This is a genomic window from Streptomyces sp. JLBG701, assembly GCF_058544905.1.
The window spans coordinates 3,078,698-3,099,865 of sequence record NZ_CM178588.1 but is presented as its reverse complement, the minus strand read 5'-3'; the positions used below and the strand labels follow the sequence as shown (position 1 = coordinate 3,099,865).

Genomic DNA, 21,168 nt, shown 5'->3' with positions numbered 1-21,168 from the left:
GAAGTGTCCGACAGGGAACCGCCGCGCCGCCGTGTGCCCGGACCCGCCCGGCCCGACCGCCCCGGCGGTCAGCGGCGCCCGGGCCCCGGCGCCCGCCCCGCCCGCCGCCCGGCCGCGCCCCGCCCCACGGGCCCGCGCATCATCAGGCTCGGCAGTCCGCGGCCCCGGCTGCGCATGGTCAGCCTCGCCCTGACCCTGGTGCTGATCGCCTTCGTCGTACGGCTGCTCCAGGTACAGGCCGTCGACGCCAGCACGTACGCCGCGAAGGCCGAGCAGAACCGGTACGTCGGCTACACCCTGGCCGCCGAGCGCGGCGGGATCACCGACCGCAACGGCGTGGCCCTCGCGGCCAGCGTGGACGCCTACGACATCACGGCCGACCCCACCCTCTTCAGCCGCAAGCAGCTGGAGATCGACGACGGGCCCGAGCAGGCGGCCGCCCTCCTGGCGCCGATCCTCGGCCAGGACCAGGCCGCGCTCACCAAGAAGCTGAAGACGAAGGGCCAGTACGTCATGCTGGCCCGCCGCCAGACCCCGCAGGTCTGGAAGCAGATCAAGGACCTGCGGACCGCGCTTGTCGCCAAGGCGAAGGACGACCCGTCCACCGTCAACGTCCTGGCCGGCGTCTTCGCGGTCTCCAGCAGCAAGCGCGTCTATCCGAACGCCGACCTTGCCGCCGGGATACTGGGCTGGGTCAACGCCGACGGCAAGGGGGGCGGCGGCCTCGAACAGCAGCTGAACGGGGAGCTGTCCGGCAAGGACGGCAAGATCCGCTACGCCCAGTCCGGCGGCCGCCAGGTGCCCACGGCGGGCTCCACCGAGACGCCCGCAGTGCCCGGTTCGGACGTCGAGCTGACCATCGACCGCGACATCCAGTGGGCCGCGCAGAACGCCATCACCGAGCAGGTCGCCAAGTCCAAGGCGGACCGCGGGTACGTGATAGTGCAGGACACCCGGACCGGCGAGATCCTGGCCATGGCCAACTCGCCCGGCTTCGACCCCAACGACCTCACCCAGGCCGACCCGAACTCCCTGCACAACTGGAGCCTCGAAGACGCCTACGAGCCCGGCTCCACCGCCAAGGTCATGTCGATGGCCGCGGTGCTGGAGGAGAACGTCGCCACGCCCGAGACCCATGTCGTCGTGCCCAACCGGCTGCACCGCGGCGACCGGCTCTTCCAGGACGACATCGACCACGAGACCTGGTACCTGACGCTCAACGGCGTCCTCGCCAAGTCCAGCAACATCGGCACCATCCTGGCGGTCGGCCAGCTCGGCAAGACACAGGCGCAGAGCAACCAGACCCTCTACTCCTACCTGCGCAAGTTCGGCATCGGCAGCTACACCGGGCTCGGCTTCCCCGGCGAGACCAAGGGCATCCTCGCGGCGCCCCAGGACTGGTCGACCTCGCAGCAGTACACGATTCCTTTCGGCCAGGGCGTCTCCATCAACGCCATGCAGGCGGCGTCCGTCTACTCGACGATCGCCAACGGCGGCGTACGCGTCGAGCCGACCCTGGTGCGCGGTACGACGGGGCCCGACGGCCGCTTCACGCCCGCCGCGACGCCCAAGAAGACAAGGGTCGTGAGCGAGAAGACGGCGAAGACCCTCGCCAAGATGCTGGAGTCGGTCGTGGACGACCAGGAGGGTACGGGCGCCAAGGCGCGTATCCCCGGCTACCGGGTCGCGGGCAAGACGGGTACGGCCAACCGCGTGGATCCGGCCACCGGCAAGTACAACGGCTACACCTCGTCGTTCGCCGGCTTCGCGCCCGCCGACAACCCCCGTATCACCGTCTACTGCGCCATCCAGAACGCCACCAAGGGCAGTTACTTCGGCGGCCAGATCTGCGGACCCATCTACAAGCAGGTGATGGAGTTCGCGCTCAAGACCCTCCAGGTCCCGCCGACCGGAACCGCCGCCGCCAACCTCCCCGTCTCCTACAAACCCTGATCAGCACCTGTTCAGCACGGAACCAGCCAGGAACGAGCCCGTGACAACGATCACTCCCGATCCCGGGAACCAAGCCCCGCCCGCGCCCTCGCTTCGCTCCGGAGCGGGTGCGCCCGGTACGCTCACCGCCGTGTCAACCGCTGATCAGCCCCAAACCACCCAGAAGGGCGTCCCCGTGACATATCCGGGACCGCCGCGACCGGTACAGGTCTCCGCCACACCCCTCGCGGAGCTCGCCGATCAGCTGGGTGTCGTCCTGCCGGACAGCGCCCCCGAGATCACGGGCATCACCCATGACTCCCGGGCCGTCCGCCCCGGCGACCTGTACGCCGCTCTCCCCGGCGCCCGTCTGCACGGCGCCGACTTCGTCACGCAGGCGGCCGGCCTCGGCGCCGCCGCCGTACTGACCGACCCGACCGGCGCCGAGCGGGCCGCCGCGACGGGCCTGCCCGTCCTGGTCGTCGACGACCCGCGCGGGCGGATGGGCGAGCTGGCGGCCACGATCTACGGCCACCCAGGCCGCGACCTCCTCCAGATCGGGATCACCGGTACCTCCGGCAAGACCACGACGGCCTATCTCGTCGAGGGCGGTCTGAAGACGGTCCGCTCCACCGGACTCATCGGCACGGTCGAGACGCGCATCGGCGACGAGCGCATGAAGTCCGAGCGCACCACCCCCGAAGCCACCGACCTCCAGGCCCTGTTCGCCGTCATGCGCGAGCGCGGCGTGGACGCGGTCGCCATGGAGGTCTCCAGCCACGCGCTGGTCCTCGGCCGGGTCGACGGCTGCGTCTTCGACATCGCGGTCTTCAACAACCTCAGCCCGGAACACATGGAGTTCCACTCCGGCATGGAGGACTACTTCCGGGCCAAGGCACAGCTGTTCACGCCGGAACGCAGCCGCCGCGGTGTGGTCAACCTCGACGACGAGTACGGCCGCAGGCTCACCGAGGAGGCCGGCGTGCCGGTCGTCTCCTTCTCCGCCGAGGGCCACCCCGACGCCGACTGGCGCGCCGAGGACGTCAAAGTCGGCCCGATGGACTCGACGTTCACGGCCGTCGGCCCCAAGGGCGAGCGGATCAGCGCCAGATCGCCGCTGCCGGGCCCCTTCAACGTCGCCAACACCCTCGCCGCGATCGTCGCCCTCGCCGAGGCCGGGCTCGACCCGCAGGCCGCCGCCGACGGCGTCGCCGCGGTGCCGGGTGTGCCGGGGCGCCTGGAGCGGGTGGACGCCGGACAGCCGTACCTCGCGGTCGTCGACTACGCCCACAAGACCGACGCCGTCGAATCGGTCCTGCGCGCGCTGCGCAAGGTCACCGAGGGCAGGCTGCACGTCGTGCTCGGCTGCGGCGGTGACCGCGACAGGACGAAGCGTGCGCCGATGGGCGCCGCGGCGGCCAGGCTCGCCGACACGGCCGTACTGACCTCCGACAACCCCCGCTCCGAGGACCCGCTCGCGATCCTCGCAACCATGCTGGAGGGCGCGGCGTCCGTGCCAGTACACGAGCGCGGTGAGGTGCAGGTCTTCGAGGACCGGGCCGCGGCCATCGCCGCCGCCGTCGCCCGCGCGCAGCCCGGGGACACCGTGCTGGTCGCGGGCAAGGGCCACGAACAGGGCCAGGACATCGCCGGGGTGGTCCGTCCCTTCGACGACCGCCAGGTGCTTCGCGAAGCTATCCAGAAGACCCAGGGATGAACTTGTGATCGCCCTTTCTCTCGCCGAGATCGCTGAAGTCGTCGGCGGGCAGACGCACGACATACCGGATCCGTCCGTCCAGGTCACCGGTCCGGTCGTCCGGGACTCCCGCGAGGTGGTCCCCGGCAGCCTCTTCGTCGCCTTCGTCGGCGAACACGTGGACGGCCACGACTTCGCCGGGCAGGTCGTCGAAGCGGGCGCGGTCGCCGTACTGGCGTCGCGCCCCGTCGGCGTGCCCGCGATCGTGGTCGAGGACGTGCAGACGGCCATCGGCGCGCTCGCCCGCCATGTCGTACGACGCCTCGGCGCGACCCTCGTGGCCCTCACCGGGTCCGCGGGCAAGACCAGCACCAAGGACCTCATCGCCCAGGTGCTCCGCACCAAGGCGCCGACCGTCTTCACGCCCGGCTCGCTCAACAACGAGATCGGGCTGCCGCTCACCGCGCTCAGCGCCACCGAGGAGACCAGGTTCCTCGTGCTGGAGATGGGCGCCCGCGGCCTCGGCCACATCCGCTACCTCACGGATCTGACGCCTCCGAAGATCGGCCTCGTCCTCAACGTCGGAACCGCCCACATCGGCGAGTTCGGCGGACGCGAGCAGATCGCACAGGCGAAGGGCGAACTCGTCGAGGGTCTGCCGGAAGACGGTGCGGCGATTCTCAACGCCGACGATCCCCTCGTACGGGCCATGGCATCCCGTACGAAGGCGAAAGTGATCCTTTTCGGAGAGTCCGGCGAAGCGGACGTACGCGCCGAGAACGTCCAACTCACGGACAGTGGACAGCCTGCCTTCAGGCTTCACACACCCTCCGGGTGCAGCGAAGTGACCATGCGCCTGTACGGTGAGCACCACGTGTCGAACGCGCTCGCCGCGGCCGCCGTCGCCCATGAGCTGGGCATGTCCGCGGAAGAGATCGCCACCGCGCTTTCCCAGGCGGGCTCCCTCTCCCGCTGGCGGATGGAGGTCACCGAGCGCCCGGACGGCGTGACGATCGTCAACGACGCCTACAACGCGAACCCCGAGTCCATGCGAGCCGCTTTGCGCGCGCTCGCGGCCATGGGCAAGGGGCGGCGGACCTGGGCGGTGCTCGGCAAGATGGCCGAGCTCGGGGACGAGGCGCTCGCCGAGCACGACGCGGTCGGACGGCTCGCCGTCCGGCTCAATGTCGGCAAGCTCGTCGCGGTCGGGGACCGAGAGGCCTCCTGGCTGCAACTGGGCGCATATAACGAGGGTTCGTGGGGTGAGGAGTCGGTGCACGTGTCCGACGCACAGGCGGCGGTCGACCTGTTGCGCAGCGAGTTGCGCCCGGGAGACGTCGTACTCGTGAAGGCGTCCCGGTCGGTCGGTCTGGAGAGCGTGGCGCAGGCGCTCGTCGCGGCCGGTGCCGAGGGCGGGGTCGATGCCCGATGATGAAGCAGATCCTGTTCTCGGGCGTCATCGGCCTCTTCCTGACGCTGGTCGGCACGCCGCTGCTGATCAAGCTGCTGGCCCGCAAGGGCTACGGCCAGTACATCCGCGACGACGGCCCGCGCGAGCACGCCAGCAAGCGCGGTACGCCGACGATGGGCGGCATCGCCTTCATCTTCGCGACCATCGCCGCCTACTTCCTCAGCAAGCTGATCACCGGCTACCAGCCCACCTTCTCCGGGGTGTTGGTGCTGGGGCTGATGGCGGGCATGGGCCTGGTCGGCTTCCTCGACGACTACATCAAGATCGTCAAGCGGCGTTCGCTCGGTCTGCGGGCCAAGGCGAAGATGGCCGGCCAGCTGACCGTCGGTATCGCCTTCGCGGTGCTGTCGCTGCAGTTCGCGGACTCGCGCGGCAACACCCCGGCGTCCACGAAGCTGTCGTTCATCACGGACTTCGGCTGGACGATCGGCCCGGTGCTGTTCGTGGTCTGGGCGCTGTTCATGATCCTGGCGATGTCCAACGGCGTGAACCTCACCGACGGTCTGGACGGCCTCGCCACCGGCGCCTCCGTGCTGGTCTTCGGCGCCTACACGTTCATCGGCGTCTGGCAGTTCCAGGAGTCGTGCGCCAACGCGCTGGATCTGACCAACCCGGGCGCCTGTTACGAGGTCCGCGACCCGCTCGACCTCGCGGTCGTCTCCTCCGCGCTGATGGGTGCCTGTCTCGGCTTCCTGTGGTGGAACACCTCGCCGGCCAAAGTCTTCATGGGGGACACCGGTTCGCTCGCCCTCGGCGGTGTCGTCACGGGCCTGGCCATCCTCTCCCGCACGGAGCTGCTGGTGGCCATCATGGGCGGCCTGTTCGTCCTCATCACCATGTCGGTGGTCATCCAGGTCGGCTCCTTCAAGCTCACCGGTAAGCGGGTCTTCCGGATGGCGCCACTCCAGCACCACTTCGAGCTCAAGGGCTGGTCCGAAGTGCTCATCGTGGTCCGCTTCTGGATCATCCAGGGCATCTGTGTGATCGTCGGCCTGGGGCTCTTCTACGCGGGATGGGCAGCAGACAAGTGACCGACTGGCAGGGCAAGCACGTCACCGTCGCCGGGCTCGGCGTCTCCGGGATCCCGGCGGCCAAGGTCCTCCACGGCCTCGGCGCGCACGTCACGGTCGTCAACGACGGCGACGACGCACGCGCGCGTGAACAGGCCGCGGAACTGGAGGCGCTCGGCATCACCGTGCGCCTCGGTGACGGCGCGACCCTGCCGACCGGCACCGAACTGATCGTCACCGCGCCGGGCTGGAAGCCCGACAAGCCGCTGTTCGCCGCGGCGGCGGAGGCGGGCGTCCCGGTCTGGGGCGACGTCGAGCTGGCGTGGCGCCTGCGCGGCCCCGACGCGGCCCCCTGGCTGGCCGTCACCGGCACCAACGGCAAGACCACGACCGTCCAGATGCTCGCCTCGATCCTGAAGGCGGCGGGTCTGCGCACGGCAGCCGTCGGCAACATCGGAGTCTCGCTGCTGGACGCGGTGCTCGGCGAGGAGCAGTACGACGTCCTGGCAGTCGAATTGTCGAGTTATCAGCTCCACTGGGCGCCTTCCTTGCGCGCCCACTCCGCCGCCGTACTGAACCTGGCACCCGACCACCTCGACTGGCACGGCTCCATGGAGGCGTACGCCGCCGACAAGGGCCGTATTTACGAGGGCAATCGCGTCGCCTGTGTCTACAACGTCGCCGACAAGGCCACCGAGGACCTGGTCCGCGAGGCCGATGTCGAAGAGGGCTGCCGGGCCGTCGGGTTCACCCTCGGTGCCCCCGCGCCGTCCCAACTCGGCGTCGTCGACGGCATCCTGATCGACCGAGCCTTCGTCGAGAACCGGCAGAAGAACGCCCAGGAGCTGGCGGAGGTCTCGGACGTCAATCCGCCGGCCCCGCACAACATCGCCAACGCCCTTGCCGCGGCGGCCCTCGCCCGCGCCTTCGGGGTGCCCGCCAAGGCCGTACGGGACGGGCTGCGGGCCTTCACCCCGGACGCGCACCGCATCGCGCACGTCGCCGACGTGGCCGGGGTCGCGTACATCGACGACTCCAAGGCCACCAACACGCATGCGGCGGAAGCCTCGTTGGCGGCGTACGAGTCGATCGTGTGGATCGCCGGCGGACTGGCGAAGGGGGCGACCTTCGACGAGCTGGTCGCCAAGTCGGCAAAGCGACTTCGCGGTGCCGTCCTCATCGGTGCGGATCGTGCGCTGATCCGAGAAGCCCTTGCGCGACACGCCCCGGAAGTACCTGTCGTCGACCTCGACCGGACCGACACTGGGGCGATGCTCGCGGCTGTCCAGGAGGCTCAGCGACTCGCCGCCGCAGGCGACACGGTGCTGCTGGCCCCGGCCTGCGCCTCCATGGACATGTTCGCCAACTACAACAAGCGCGGTGACGCGTTCGCGGAGGCGGTTCGCGAACTCGGAGCGGGTGCCTGACGGCGGGTCTCAGCCGCGGCGGGTGCTTCGGGACGCTTGGAGGGACGGGTGACTCGGATGTGGCTCGGGTGTGGTCGGTGGACGGCCGCCGACGGTACGGCGCTGTGCGGGCCCGTCCCGTGGCCGGTGCCGGAACGGCCTGGTGGGACCGCCGACGGGACGCACTTCCACCGCCCGGCAGGAGCCAGGGATGCCCAGTAGCCGCACCGGGCGTCCGCCGGTTCAGCGGGCCCCGAGACGACCCGCGGCCCCCCGGCCGCCCCGCGACAACCCGCTGCGCCGCCTCTACGGCAACGCCCGCCGCGCCTGGGACCGGCCGCTGACCGCCTACTACCTGATCCTCGGCGGCAGTCTGCTGATCACCGGGCTCGGCCTTGTGATGGTCTACTCGGCCTCCCAGATCACGGCGTTGCAGATGTCGCTGCCGGGCTCGTACTTCTTCCGCAAGCAGCTGCTGGCCGCGTCGATCGGCGCCGGCCTGCTCATCGCCGCCTCGCGGATGCCGGTGAAGCTGCACCGGGCGCTGGCCTACCCGATCCTCGCCGGCTCCGTCTTCCTGATGATCCTCGTGCAGGTGCCGGGGATAGGGATGGCGGTCAACGGCAACCAGAACTGGATCTCGCTCGGCGGCTCCTTCCAGATCCAGCCCAGCGAGTTCGGCAAGCTCGCCCTGGTGCTGTGGGGCGCCGACCTGATGGCCCGCAAGCAGGACAAGAAGCTGCTGACCCAGTGGAAGCACATGCTGGTGCCGCTGGTCCCGGTCGCCTTCATGCTGCTCGGTCTGATCATGCTCGGCGGCGACATGGGTACGGCGATCATCCTGACGGCGATCCTGTTCGGCATGCTGTGGCTGGCGGGGGCGCCGACGCGGCTGTTCGTGGGCGTGCTGTCCGTCGCCGGTCTCATCGGGCTGATCCTCATCAAGACCAGCCCGAACCGCATGGCCCGGTTCGCCTGCATCGGCGCCACCGAGCCCGGCACCGGCGCCGCCGACTGCTGGCAGGCCGTGCACGGCATCTACGCGCTGGCCTCCGGCGGACTCTTCGGTTCCGGGCTCGGCGCGAGTGTGGAAAAATGGGGTCAACTCCCCGAAGCGCACACGGACTTCATCTTCGCCGTCACCGGTGAGGAACTGGGCCTGGCGGGGACGCTGTCGGTGCTCGCCCTCTTCGCGGCTCTAGGCTATGCGGGTATCCGCGTGGCCGGACGCACGGAGGACCCCTTCGTGAGGTATGCCGCGGGAGGCGTGACCACCTGGATCACCGCTCAGGCGGTGATCAACATCGGTGCGGTGCTCGGCCTGCTGCCGATCGCCGGCGTCCCGCTCCCGCTGTTCTCCTACGGGGGTTCCGCCCTGCTGCCGACCATGTTCGCCATCGGGTTGCTGATCGCCTTCGCACGCGACGAACCCGCTGCGCGGGCGGCGCTTGCGATGCGGCAACCCCGCTTTGGTAGAAAGCGGGGGGCCGGGGGACCTTCGGGGCCCCGGAGATGGAACACGATGCGACGGCGTGCCTCGGCGGCGCGTGCGTCCGGAGAGCGGTGAATTTCGGTGCATGTCGTACTCGCTGGTGGGGGGACCGCCGGCCACATCGAGCCCGCGCTCGCCCTCGCGGACGCCCTGCGCAGGCAGGACCCCACGGTGGGGATCACGGCCCTGGGCACGGAGCGCGGCCTGGAGACCCGGCTCGTACCGGAGCGGGGCTACGACCTCGCACTGATCCCGGCGGTACCGCTGCCGCGCAAGCCCACCCCTGAGCTGATCACCGTCCCGGGCCGGCTGCGCGGCACGATCAAGGCCGCCGAGCAGATCCTGGAGCGCACCAAGGCGGACGCGGTCGTCGGCTTCGGCGGCTATGTGGCGCTGCCCGGCTACCTCGCCGCCAAGCGCCTCGGCGTGCCGATCGTGATCCACGAGGCCAACGCCCGCCCCGGCCTCGCCAACAAGATCGGCTCGCGGTACGCCGCCCAGGTCGCCGTCTCCACCCCCGACAGCAAGCTGCGCGGGGCCCGCTACATCGGCATCCCGCTGCGCCGCTCCATCGCCACCCTCGACCGGGCCGCCGTCCGCCCCGAGGCCCGCGCCGCCTTCGGCCTCGACCCGAACCTGCCCACGCTGCTGGTCTCCGGCGGCTCCCAGGGCGCCCGGCACCTCAACGAGGTGGTCGAGCGGGTCGCGCCCTACCTCCAGCAGGCGGGCATCCAGATCCTGCACGCGGTCGGCCCGAAGAACGAACTGCCCCAGGTCCACCAGATGCCGGGAATGCCCCCGTACATCCCGGTACCGTACGTGGACCGGATGGACCTCGCGTACGCCGCGGCCGACATGATGCTCTGCCGCGCGGGCGCGATGACCGTCGCCGAGCTCTCCGCCGTCGGACTCCCGGCCGCCTACGTCCCGCTGCCCATCGGCAACGGCGAACAGCGGCTCAACGCCCAGCCGGTGGTCAAGGCGGGCGGCGGTCTCCTGGTCGACGACGCGGAACTCACCCCCGAGTGGGTCCAGCGCAACGTCCTGCCCGTGCTCGCCGACCCGCACCGGCTGTACGAGATGTCCCGCGCGGCGGGCGAGTTCGGCCGCCGGGATGCCGACGACCTGCTCGTCGGCATGGTGTACGAGGCGATCGCCGCGCACCGGGCACGGCACTAGGAACGTTTGAGGGAAGGCAGGAAGCGTGGCCGGAGCGACGACCGCCGAACGCGGTGAACGCCAGGAGGAGTCGTCCGGCCCGCCCCGGCTCAGGCGGCGACCGCCCCGCCTCCGTACGATCATCATCTCGGCCGCCGCTCTGGCGGTCCTCGGCGCCGGTGCGGTCTGGGTGCTGTACGGCTCACAGTGGCTGCGCGTGGAGCGGGTATCCGTCTCCGGGACCGGAGTTCTGACGCCCGAGCAGGTGCGCGAGGCCGCCGACGTACCGGTCGGAGCGCCGCTGATTTCCGTCGACACCGATGCGATGGAAGCCCGACTGCGCCGGAAATTGCCCCGAATTGACTCGGTTGACGTCGTTCGCTCATGGCCTCATGGAATCGGGCTGAAAGTGGTCGAGCGCACCCCGGTCCTGATTCTGAAAAACCCAGATAATGCGGGCAAGTACGTCGAAGTGGACGACGAAGGTGTCCGATTCGCCACGGTTTCCCAGGCCCCGAAAGGCGTTCCCGCACTGGAATTGACGGTTTCCCGGTCGGGTTCGAGCGCCGCGAGCCTGCGCCGGTTCGGCGAGGACCGGCTCGTGCGCGAGGCGGTACGGGTCGCCGGTCGGATTCCGGCCGCGGTCGCGCGGGACACCCGGACCGTCAAGGTCCGTTCGTACGACGACATCTCGCTGGAGTTGAGCGGCGGCCGGGTCGTCTCCTGGGGGAGCGCCGAGAGCGGTCGCGCGAAGGCTCGCACACTTCTCGCCCTCATGAAAGCCGCGCCGGATGCCCGGCACTTCGATGTCAGCGTTCCCACGGCCCCTGCGTCATCAGGGAGTTGACGCACATCAGCGCAGGCCAGCACCCTGGTTGGGCACTGCTACGGCTGATCACATAGGGTGAAAAGAAAAACGGGAGGTTCGGCGTGTTCGTTGAACGTGCGCCACTTGTCGACTTAGTGTCCTGTTCGGAAGAGTCCAAGGAACAGACACACTGGTAACCCTAAACTTCAACGTTAGGGTTCGGGTCGGCGTTCGGACCGTCCCATTCGGCATCAGTCGGCGGATCGCGGCAAGCTCGCGAAGCGTCGACACGTAACTCGAGGCGAGAGGCCTTCGACGTGGCAGCACCGCAGAACTACCTCGCAGTCATCAAAGTCATCGGTGTCGGCGGCGGTGGTGTCAATGCCATCAACCGGATGATCGAGGTCGGTCTCAAGGGCGTCGAGTTCATCGCCATCAACACCGACGCGCAGGCGCTGTTGATGAGCGACGCCGACGTCAAACTCGACGTCGGCCGCGAACTCACCCGCGGACTCGGCGCCGGCGCCAACCCGGCCGTCGGACGCAAGGCCGCCGAGGACCACCGCGAGGAGATCGAGGAGGTCCTCAAGGGGGCCGACATGGTCTTCGTGACGGCCGGTGAAGGCGGCGGCACCGGCACCGGCGGCGCGCCCGTCGTGGCCAACATCGCCCGGTCCCTCGGCGCCCTCACCATCGGCGTGGTCACGCGCCCGTTCACCTTCGAGGGACGGCGCCGCGCCAACCAGGCCGAGGACGGCATCGCCGAACTCCGCGAAGAGGTCGACACCCTCATCGTCATCCCGAACGACCGGCTGCTGTCCATCTCGGACCGCCAGGTCTCGGTCCTGGATGCGTTCAAGTCGGCCGACCAGGTCCTGCTCTCCGGTGTCCAGGGCATCACCGACCTGATCACCACGCCGGGTCTGATCAACCTCGACTTCGCCGACGTCAAGTCGGTCATGTCCGAGGCCGGTTCGGCCCTCATGGGCATCGGCTCGGCCCGCGGCGACGACCGCGCGGTGGCCGCCGCCGAGATGGCGATCTCCTCGCCGCTCCTGGAGGCCTCCATCGACGGCGCCCGCGGCGTCCTGCTCTCCATCTCCGGCGGTTCCGACCTCGGCCTGTTCGAGATCAACGAGGCCGCCCAGCTGGTCAGCGAGGCCGCGCACCCCGAGGCCAACATCATCTTCGGTGCGGTCATCGACGACGCCCTCGGCGACGAGGTGCGGGTCACCGTGATCGCGGCCGGCTTCGATGGAGGCCAGCCGCCGACCCGGCGCGACAACATCCTCGGCTCGGCCGGAGCCAAGCGCGACGAGCCCACCCCGGTACGGCAGACCGAGAGCCGCCCGTCCTTCGGCTCGCTCGGCAGCGTCACGCCGAAGGAGGAGGCGCCCGCTCCGGAGCCGGCGAACGAGATCCCGGTCTCCCCGCCGGTCCCGCCGTCGCGGAGCTACTCCGACAGCGCGGCCGAGGAGCTGGACGTGCCGGACTTCCTCAAGTGATAAGTCCTCGCGACACCGTGAGCGGCGCGCACTTCGCCTTCACCGACAGGTGGGGCGGGGTGAGCGCCGTTCCGTACGAGGAGCTCAACCTCGGCGGAGCGGTCGGCGACGACCCCGACTCCGTGCGCACCAATCGCGAACTGGCGGCGAAGTCGCTGGGGCTTGAGCCGGACCGGGTGGTCTGGATGAACCAGGTGCACGGCGACGACGTGGCGGTGGTGGACGGGCCCTGGGGCTCCGCCGCCGAGATCCCGTCCGTCGACGCGATCGTCACCGCCCGCCGCGGACTCGCCCTCGCCGTGCTCACCGCCGACTGCACACCGGTGCTGCTCGCCGACCCCGTCGCCAAGGTCGCCGCCGCGGCCCACGCGGGACGGCCCGGGATGGTCGCGGGGGTCGTCCCCGCCGCCGTAGCGGCCATGGTGGAACTCGGCGCCGAGCCCGCCCGGATCGTCGCCCGCACCGGGCCCGCCGTCTGCGCCCGGTGCTACGAAGTGCCGGAAGCCATGCGGGCCGAGGTCGCCGCGGTCGAACCGGCGGCGTACGCCGAGACGAGTTGGGGCACACCGTCGGTCGATGTGACCGCCGGAGTGCACGCGCAGCTCGAAAGGCTCGGGGTGCACGACCGGGAGCAGTCGCCGGTGTGCACCCGGGAATCGGGCGACCACTTCTCGTACCGCCGCGATCGCACGACAGGGCGACTCGCGGGATATGTCTGGTTGGACTGATGGTGCATGACGGACCGTAGGGACGAACTCGCCGCGAATCTGGCGAAAGTCGAGGAGCGCATCTCCGCCGCCTGTGCGGCCGCCGGGCGGAAGCGCGAAGAGGTGACCCTGATCGTGGTCACCAAGACCTACCCCGCGAGCGATGTGCGGATCCTGTCGGAACTCGGTGTGCGCCATGTCGCCGAGAACCGGGACCAGGACGCGGCCCCCAAGGCCGCCGAGTGCTCCGATCTGCCGCTTATTTGGCACTTTGTCGGTCAGTTGCAGACCAACAAGGTTCGATCTGTGGTCGGTTACGCGGATCTCGTGCAGTCTGTTGATCGTTCGAGGCTGGTGACGGCACTCTCTACGGAGGCCGTGCGGGCCGGGCGTGAACTGGGCTGCCTCGTTCAGGTCGCGCTGGATGCCGAGGAGGGCGCGCGAGGGGAGCGAGGTGGCGTGGGGCCGGGCGGAATCGGGGAGTTGGCCGGTCTGGTCGCGGAAGCACCGGGGCTGCGGCTCGACGGGCTGATGACCGTCGCACCGCTGAGCGGACCGTACGCGGAACGTGAACTGGCGGCGTTCGAGCGGTTGATGGATTTGTCGACCGACCTGCGCCGAGCCCATCCGGCTGCGAACATGGTGTCGGCAGGGATGAGTGCGGACCTCGAACAGGCCGTGGCGGCCGGAGCGACACATGTGCGCGTCGGCAGTGCGGTACTCGGAGTCCGCCCCAGGCTCGGGTAACGTCGCCAAGAAGTCGGACCACAGCAGAAAATATGGTCATTACCGCCGAAGGGCGGGTGTAACGACCTCGTGGATCGCGGGCACTTGGCAGTCGTCAGCTGATCCACCACAGAGCGGAGGACTCAGAGCATGGCCGGCGCGATGCGCAAGATGGCGGTCTACCTCGGCCTCGTGGAGGACGATGGGTACGACGGCCGGGGTTTCGACCCCGACGACGACTTCGAGCCCGAACTGGACCCGGAGCCCGAGCGCGACCGCCGACGGCACGAGCCGTCGCACCAGTCGCACAGCCCTCATCAGCTCCAAAGGGACGAATCGGTACGAGTGGTGCAGCCTCCGGCGCCGCGTGATCCGGTGCCCCATTCCGCTTCGCTGGGTGCGGAATCCGGACGGCCGGCGCGCATCGCACCCGTGTCGTCCATCACACAAGAACGTCAAAGTCTAGAGAAGAACGCACCGGTGATCATGCCCAAGGTCGTGTCGGAACGAGAGCCGTACCGGATCACCACGCTTCACCCACGGACGTACAACGAGGCCCGTACTATCGGGGAACACTTCCGTGAGGGCACCCCGGTGATCATGAATCTGACTGAGATGGATGACACAGACGCCAAGCGACTTGTCGACTTTGCGGCCGGTTTGGTGTTTGGTCTTCACGGCAGCATCGAGCGGGTGACGCAGAAGGTGTTTCTGTTGTCGCCTGCTAACGTCGATGTCACGGCGGAGGACAAGGCCCGCATCGCAGAGGGCGGGTTCTTCAACCAGAGCTGAGACGCACCACCGGAAACAGCAGTAACGAGCAGTACCCGGCAGCACGAAACAGGGGAGAGGGAAGCGCAGGTCATGAGCGTGGTTCTGGACGTGATCTACATCGCTCTGATGTGTTTCCTCATCGTGCTCATCTTCCGGTTGGTCATGGACTATGTCTTCCAGTTCGCCCGCTCGTGGCAACCCGGCAAGGCAATGGTGGTCGTTCTTGAGGCCACTTACACTGTCACTGATCCACCGCTCAAGCTTCTGCGGCGGTTCATCCCGCCGTTGCGTCTCGGGGGCGTGGCGCTCGACCTGTCCTTCTTCGTACTGATGATCATCGTCTACATCCTGATCTCCGTCGTGAGCCGGCTGTGAACGATACGGTCTTGCCGAATGCCGACGACTACGTTGAGGTGAAGAGATGCCGTTGACCCCCGAGGACGTGCGGAACAAGCAGTTCACGACCGTCCGCCTCCGAGAAGGCTATGACGAGGACGAGGTCGATGCCTTCCTCGATGAGGTCGAAGCCGAACTGACCCGCCTGCTCCGCGAGAACGAGGACCTGCGCGCCAAGCTGGCCGCGGCCACGCGTGCTGCTGCCCAGAACCAGCAGAACATGCGCAAGCCCCCGGAGCCGCAGGACCAGGGCGGTATGGGCGGAATGCAGCCTGGCATGCCCCAGCAGGGGATGCCTCAGCAAGGTATGCCGCAGCAGGGCATGCGTGGGCCTGGCGGCCCCGTGCCCGCCGGCATATCGGGCCCGCCGCAGCAGCAGATGGGCGGCCCCATGGGTGGTCCGCCCCAGCTGCCGAGCGGTGCGCCGCAGCTGCCCGCCGGTCCCGGTGGTCAGCAGGGTCCCGGCCCGATGGGCCAGGGTCCGATGGGCCAGGGCCCCATGGGCCAGGGCCAGATGCAGCAGATGGGGCAGCCCCCCATGCAGCAGCAGATGGGTGGCCCGATGGGCGGCCCCATGGGCGGACACGGTCCGCAGATGGGTGGCCCCGGTCAGGGTCCCGGTGGCGACAGCGCCGCGCGTGTCCTCTCGCTGGCCCAGCAGACCGCCGACCAGGCGATCGCCGAGGCCCGCTCCGAGGCCAACAAGATCGTCGGCGAGGCCCGCAGCCGTGCCGAGGGTCTTGAGCGTGACGCCCGAGCCAAGGCCGACGCCCTGGAGCGGGACGCGCAGGAGAAGCACCGCGTCGCGATGGGCTCCCTGGAGTCCGCCCGCGCCACGCTGGAGCGCAAGGTCGAGGATCTGCGTGGCTTCGAGCGCGAGTACCGCACGCGCCTGAAGTCCTACCTGGAGTCCCAGCTGCGTCAGCTGGAGACCCAGGCCGACGACTCGCTGGCTCCGCCGCGCACTCCGGCCACGGCTTCTCTGCCGCCGTCCCCGGCGCCCTCGATGGCTCCGGCCGGCGCGAGCGCCCCGTCGTACGGTGGCCAGCCCATGGGTGGTCCGGCTCCGGCCGCTCCGTCCTACGGCGGTCAGCAGCAGATGTCCCCGGCGATGACCCAGCCCATGGCTCCGGTCCGGCCGCAGGGTCCCGGCCCGATGGGCCAGGCTCCCTCGCCGATGCGCGGTTTCCTCATCGACGAGGACGACAACTGACGGCCTGTAGTACGCCATAGGCGTCGGCAGCGTTCAGGGCGGGGCCCCGGATTTTTGATCCGGGGCCCCGCCCTTTTGCGTCGGATGTTCGCACGTACACAACGCCGAAGGCCCGGGCCCGCCAGGAATCCTGGCGGGCCCGGGCCTTCGGGCGTGCTGTTACGCCTTGCGCAGGCGGAACGTCAGGGACAGTCCCTCGTCCGTGAACGGCTCGCCGTATGTGGCGTCCGCCTCACCCTGCTCGAAGTCCGTGGCGAGGACCTCGTCGGCGATCAGGCCGGCGTGTTCCGTCAGAGCCGCGATGACCGCCGGGTCCGTGGACGTCCAGCGCAGCGCGATGCGGTCGGCGACGTCGAGGCCGCTGTTCTTGCGGGCCTCCTGGATCAGGCGGATCGCGTCACGGGCCAGGCCCGCCTGGCGCAGCTCCTCCGTGATCTCCAGGTCCAGTGCCACCGTCGCGCCGGAGTCGGAGGCCACCGACCAGCCCTCGCGCGGGGTCTCTGTGATGATGACCTCGTCCGGAGCCAGGGTGACCGTCTCGCCGTCGACCTCCACCGACGCCGTGCCCTCGCGCAGGGCCAGGGACAGCGCCGCCGCGTCGGCGTTCGCCACGGCCTTCGCCACGTCCTGTACGCGCTTGCCGAACCGCTTGCCCAGCGCGCGGAAGTTGGCCTTCGCCGTCGTGTCGACCAGCGAGCCGCCCACCTCGGAGAGGGACGCGAGCGCGCTCACGTTCAGCTCCTCCGTGATCTGCGCGTGCAGCTCGCGGTCCAGGGTCTCGAAGCCCGCGACCGCCACCAGCGCGCGGGACAGCGGCTGGCGGGTCTTGACACCCGACTCCGCGCGCGTGGCCCGCCCCAGCTCCACGAGACGGCGCACGAGCACCATCTGCTTCGACAGCTCCGGCTCGATCGCGGACAGGTCAGCCTCCGGCCAGGACGCCAGGTGCACCGACTCGGGGGCGCCCGGCGTGACGGGCACGACCAGGTCCTGCCAGACCCGCTCCGTGATGAACGGGGTCAGCGGGGCCATCAGCTTCGTGACCGTCTCGACGACCTCGTGCAGCGTGCGCAGCGCGGACTTGTCGCCCTGCCAGAAGCGGCGACGGGACCGCCGTACGTACCAGTTGGACAGATCGTCGACGAACGCCGACAGGAGCTTGCCGGCGCGCTGGGTGTCGTACGCCTCCAGAGCCTGTGTCACCTGGTCGGTGAGCGCGTGGAGTTCGGACAGCAGCCAGCGGTCCAGGACCGGGCGGTCCGCCGGGGCCGGATCGGCCGCGCTGGGCGCCCAGTTGGACGTACGGGCGTACAGGGCCTGGAAGGCGACCGTGTTCCAGTACGTGAGGAGCGTCTTGCGGACGACCTCCTGGATGGTGCCGTGGCCCACGCGGCGTGCCGCCCACGGGGAGCCGCCCGCCGCCATGAACCAGCGGACGGCGTCGGCGCCGTGCTGGTCCATCAGCGGGATCGGCTGCAGGGTGTTGCCCAGGTGCTTGGACATCTTGCGGCCGTCCTCGGCGAGGATGTGGCCCAGGCACACCACGTTCTCGTACGACGACTTGTCGAAGACCAGCGTGCCGACCGCCATCAGGGTGTAGAACCAGCCGCGGGTCTGGTCGATGGCCTCGGAGATGAACTGCGCCGGGTAGCGGCTCTCGAACAACTCCTTGTTCTTGTACGGGTATCCCCACTGCGCGAACGGCATCGAACCGGAGTCGTACCAGGCGTCGATGACCTCCGGCACGCGCGTGGACGGCTGCGCGCACTGGGGGCAGGGGAACGTGACGTCGTCGATGAACGGGCGGTGCGGGTCGAGCTCCGACTGGTCGGTGCCCGTCAGTTCGGTGAGCTCCGCGCGGGAGCCGACGACCGTGAGGTGGTTGTCCTCACAGCGCCAGATCGGCAGCGGGGTGCCCCAGTAGCGGTTGCGGGACAGCGCCCAGTCGATGTTGTTGTTCAGCCAGTCGCCGTACCGGCCGTGCTTGACCGTCTCCGGGAACCAGTTGGTCTTCTCGTTCTCCTGGAGGAGGCGGTCCTTGACGGCGGTGGTGCGGATGTACCAGGACGGCTGCGCGTAGTAGAGGAGCGCGGTGTGGCAGCGCCAGCAGTGCGGGTAGCTGTGCTCGTACGGGATGTGTTTGAAGAGGAGACCGCGATTGTGGAGGTCTTCCGTGAGCTTTTCGTCCGCCTTCTTGAAGAAGACGCCGCCGACCAGCGGGACGTCCTCCTCGAAGGTGCCGTCGGGGCGGACGGGGTTCACGACGGGCAGGCCGTACGCGCGGCAGACCTTGAGGTCCTCCTCACCGAAGGCGGGGGACTGGTGGACCAGACCCGTACCGTCCTCGGTCGTGACGTACTCGGCGTTTACGACGAAATGTGCCTCGGCCGGGAACTCCACGAGCTCGAACGGTCGTTGATAGGTCCAGCGCTCCATTTCGGCGCCGGTGAAGGTCTGGCCGGTGGTCTCCCAGCCCTCGCCGAGCGACTTGGCGACGAGCTGCTCGGCCACGACGAGCTTCTCTGCGCCGTCTGTGCCCTTCGTCGCGACGACGTACGTGACGTCGGGGTGTGCGGCGACGGCGGTGTTGGAGACCAGGGTCCAGGGGGTCGTCGTCCAGACGAGGAGCGCGGCTTCGCCGGCGAGTGGACCGGAGGTGAGGGGGAAACGGACGTACACGGACGGGTCGACGACCGTCTCGTAGCCCTGCGCCAGCTCGTGGTCCGAGAGGCCGGTGCCGCAGCGCGGGCACCAGGGGGCGACGCGGTGGTCCTGGACCAGCAGGCCCTTGTTGAAGATCTCCTTGAGCGACCACCAGACCGACTCGATGTACGCGGGGTCCATCGTGCGGTACGGGTCGTCGAGGTCGGTCCAGTAGCCCATGCGGGTCGTGAGCTCGGCGAAGGCGTCGGTGTGGCGGGTCACCGACTCGCGGCACTTGGCGTTGAACTCGGCGATGCCGTACGCCTCGATGTCCTTCTTGCCGCTGAAGCCGAGCTCCTTCTCCACCGCCAGCTCGACGGGGAGGCCATGGCAGTCCCAGCCGGCCTTGCGGGCCACGTGGTAGCCGCGCATGGTGCGGAAGCGGGGGAAGACGTCCTTGAAGACGCGCGCCTCGATGTGGTGGGCGCCCGGCATGCCGTTGGCGGTGGGCGGGCCCTCGTAGAACACCCACTCGGGGCGGCCCTCGGACTGCTCCAGGGTCTTGGCGAAGATCTTCTGCTCGCGCCAGAGTTCGAGCACGGCGTGCTCGAGCGCGGGCAGGTCGACCTGGGCGGGCACCTGGCGGTACGTCGGCGATGTCATCAGCGGGCTTCCTCCGGCGGACTTGCTGCCTTCCGTCCGGAGGGACGAGAGCTACGGCTTTCCGTACGCCGCTTTCGGCGCGCTCCCGCGGTACCACCCTCCTTGGCTCCCCGGTGCGTCCTGTGCGCCGGTGAGCCCCCTCATTGGGGTCGCGATGCCGGTTCTACTCGCCGTCGCCCTTCGGCTGCGGCTTTCTTCCGGCGGCTCCGGGGTGATCTTCACGTCGCGCTGGCCCCCGGGCTTCCACCGTCCCCGGGTCGCTCTGGGCTGCGTACGCCGCTACTCGTCCCCATCCACGCTTCTCGCTCCGCCCAGTGTACGGCGCCGGGACGACAGCGGCCGACCGGATTTCAGGGACCCCGGGGCCGGGCTTCCGTGCGGGGTGGGGTGACCCGAATGCCGAGGTGCGGGTGTTCGCATTCCGGGACGGCCCGCTCGGCGGATTACCCGGCGGGGAGCTGGGCACAACGCTTGCAGGCTTGTCGCGCGGGGGTCGCGGGGCGGGCGGATCGGGCGGCGTGCCCCGTTGCCGCGGGACGGAAGTCGATTTATCGTCCCAGCACGATTCGCGTGCAAGATCACAATATGTGAAGGGGCCGCGGCCATGGTGGCGAAGAAGACCGCCGTACAGCGTTCGGCGTCCGGCAGGGCCACACATGCCTCCGGCGGTGCGGCCAAGGACGTGAACGGCAAGAAGAGCGCCCAGGCCGAGTCAGGCAAGGGCGGGGCGAAGCCCGTGAAGAAGGTCGCGGCCGAGAAGGCGGCAGCATCGAAAACGGTGGCCAAGAAGGCACCCGCCAAGAGAGCCCCCGCCAAGAAGGCGGCTGCCAAGAAGTCCGCCGCGCGGAAGGCGACGGCTGGGCCCGAGAGACCGGCGGCCGGAGCGAAGAAGGCGGTTGCGAAGAGGGCGGTTGCGAAGAAGGCGGTCGCGAAGAAGACCGTCGTAGCGAAGGAGGCCGCCGGGCAGGGTGATGTGGCGGCGGGCACCTCCAAGCGTGCGGCCAAGAAGAGTGGCGCGGCCAAGAAGAGCATGGCCAAGAAGGCGGGCGCGGCGCAGGCCGCGGAGCAGACGGGAGCCACGACGGTGGTTGCGAAGAAGACTCCTGGCACGGCCACGGCGGCCAAGACCGCCGTTCCCAAGGCTCGGCTCGCCGCGGCGGCGGAGCCGGGCGAACTCGCGGTGCGCCCCGGCGAGGACCCCTGGACTCCGCAGGAGGTCGCGGAGGCGCGCACCGAGCTGCTGTCCGAAGGACAGCGGCTGCGTGCCGAGATCAGCTCGTCCGAGGCGGCCGTCGTCGGCCTGATGCGGGACTCCGGGGACGGCGCGGGCGACGACCAGGCCGACACCGGCACCAAGAACATCACGCGCGAGCACGAGCTGGCGCTCGCGGCCAACGCGCGCGAGATGCTCACCCAGATCGAGCACGCCCTGGAGAAGCTGGACGCGGGCACCTACGGCCTGTGCGAGAACTGCGGCAATCCCATCGGCAAGGCGCGTATGCAGGCCTTCCCGCGGGCCACGCTGTGCGTCGAGTGCAAGCAGAAGCAGGAACGCCGGTACTGATCGA

The 21,168-nt window shown here is 69.6% G+C and carries 16 protein-coding genes; 15 read left to right on the top strand and 1 reads right to left on the bottom strand.

The features are described from left to right. The first annotated feature begins 3 nt into the window (after positions 1–3). The 14 genes from AC5DRG_RS14160 (at position 4) to AC5DRG_RS14095 (ending at position 16,294) form a co-directional block, all read left to right on the top strand. Positions 4–1,953: a peptidoglycan D,D-transpeptidase FtsI family protein gene (locus AC5DRG_RS14160; RefSeq protein WP_491810768.1), complete on the top strand. Its 1,950-nt coding sequence runs from the start codon at positions 4–6 to the stop codon at positions 1,951–1,953. Positions 1,954–2,128: 175 nt separating this feature from the next. Further along, on the top strand, positions 2,129–3,649 hold the full coding sequence (locus tag AC5DRG_RS14155) for a UDP-N-acetylmuramoyl-L-alanyl-D-glutamate--2,6-diaminopimelate ligase (RefSeq protein WP_491813036.1): 1,521 nt from the start codon (positions 2,129–2,131) through the stop codon (positions 3,647–3,649). 4 nt (positions 3,650–3,653) lie between these two features. Continuing rightward, entirely contained in the window at positions 3,654–5,060 is a 1,407-nt protein-coding gene (locus AC5DRG_RS14150) for a UDP-N-acetylmuramoyl-tripeptide--D-alanyl-D-alanine ligase (RefSeq protein WP_491810766.1), read from the top strand. Then, a complete protein-coding gene (gene mraY / locus AC5DRG_RS14145; RefSeq protein ID WP_491813035.1) occupies positions 5,060–6,130 on the top strand; it encodes a phospho-N-acetylmuramoyl-pentapeptide-transferase in 1,071 nt (356 codons plus the stop codon). Before AC5DRG_RS14150 ends, mraY begins: the two co-directional genes overlap by 1 nt. Then, positions 6,112–7,536, top strand: a complete 1,425-nt coding sequence (murD, locus tag AC5DRG_RS14140; RefSeq protein ID WP_491810764.1) for a UDP-N-acetylmuramoyl-L-alanine--D-glutamate ligase — start codon at positions 6,112–6,114, stop codon at positions 7,534–7,536. The genes mraY and murD overlap by 19 nt, the downstream gene beginning before the upstream one ends. A 190-nt stretch (positions 7,537–7,726) precedes the next feature. Then, entirely contained in the window at positions 7,727–9,082 is a 1,356-nt protein-coding gene (ftsW, locus tag AC5DRG_RS14135) for a putative lipid II flippase FtsW (RefSeq protein WP_491810762.1), read from the top strand. A gap of 6 nt (positions 9,083–9,088) precedes the next feature. After that, positions 9,089–10,186, top strand: coding sequence for an undecaprenyldiphospho-muramoylpentapeptide beta-N-acetylglucosaminyltransferase (gene murG, locus AC5DRG_RS14130; RefSeq protein WP_491810760.1), 1,098 nt, complete (start codon positions 9,089–9,091; stop codon positions 10,184–10,186). A gap of 25 nt (positions 10,187–10,211) precedes the next feature. After that, a complete protein-coding gene (locus AC5DRG_RS14125) occupies positions 10,212–11,012 on the top strand; it encodes a cell division protein FtsQ/DivIB (RefSeq protein WP_491810758.1) in 801 nt (266 codons plus the stop codon). A gap of 278 nt (positions 11,013–11,290) precedes the next feature. Beyond that, entirely contained in the window at positions 11,291–12,478 is a 1,188-nt protein-coding gene (gene ftsZ / locus AC5DRG_RS14120; protein WP_491810756.1) for a cell division protein FtsZ, read from the top strand. Next, positions 12,475–13,206 (top strand): peptidoglycan editing factor PgeF, encoded by a 732-nt coding sequence (pgeF, locus tag AC5DRG_RS14115; RefSeq protein ID WP_491810754.1) that lies wholly within the window; start codon positions 12,475–12,477, stop codon positions 13,204–13,206. Before ftsZ ends, pgeF begins: the two co-directional genes overlap by 4 nt. Positions 13,207–13,212: 6 nt before the next feature. Continuing rightward, positions 13,213–13,932: a YggS family pyridoxal phosphate-dependent enzyme gene (locus AC5DRG_RS14110; RefSeq protein ID WP_491810753.1), complete on the top strand. Its 720-nt coding sequence runs from the start codon at positions 13,213–13,215 to the stop codon at positions 13,930–13,932. Positions 13,933–14,061: 129 nt separating this feature from the next. Beyond that, positions 14,062–14,703: a cell division protein SepF gene (locus tag AC5DRG_RS14105; protein ID WP_491810751.1), complete on the top strand. Its 642-nt coding sequence runs from the start codon at positions 14,062–14,064 to the stop codon at positions 14,701–14,703. A gap of 72 nt (positions 14,704–14,775) precedes the next feature. Beyond that, positions 14,776–15,060, top strand: coding sequence for a YggT family protein (locus AC5DRG_RS14100; protein ID WP_030596379.1), 285 nt, complete (start codon positions 14,776–14,778; stop codon positions 15,058–15,060). A gap of 46 nt (positions 15,061–15,106) precedes the next feature. Further along, positions 15,107–16,294 carry a DivIVA domain-containing protein gene (locus tag AC5DRG_RS14095; RefSeq protein WP_491810748.1) on the top strand — a complete coding sequence of 396 codons (1,188 nt, stop codon included), beginning with the start codon at positions 15,107–15,109 and terminating at the stop codon, positions 16,292–16,294. A gap of 159 nt (positions 16,295–16,453) precedes the next feature. Here AC5DRG_RS14095 and ileS read toward each other — a convergent pair whose 3' ends face one another. Continuing rightward, positions 16,454–19,600 (bottom strand): isoleucine--tRNA ligase, encoded by a 3,147-nt coding sequence (gene ileS / locus AC5DRG_RS14090; protein WP_491810746.1) that lies wholly within the window; start codon positions 19,598–19,600, stop codon positions 16,454–16,456. Positions 19,601–20,204: 604 nt separating this feature from the next. On the opposite strand from ileS, the gene AC5DRG_RS14085 reads away from it, so the two are divergent. Further along, positions 20,205–21,164 carry a TraR/DksA family transcriptional regulator gene (locus tag AC5DRG_RS14085; protein WP_491810745.1) on the top strand — a complete coding sequence of 320 codons (960 nt, stop codon included), beginning with the start codon at positions 20,205–20,207 and terminating at the stop codon, positions 21,162–21,164. Positions 21,165–21,168 lie beyond the last annotated feature (4 nt).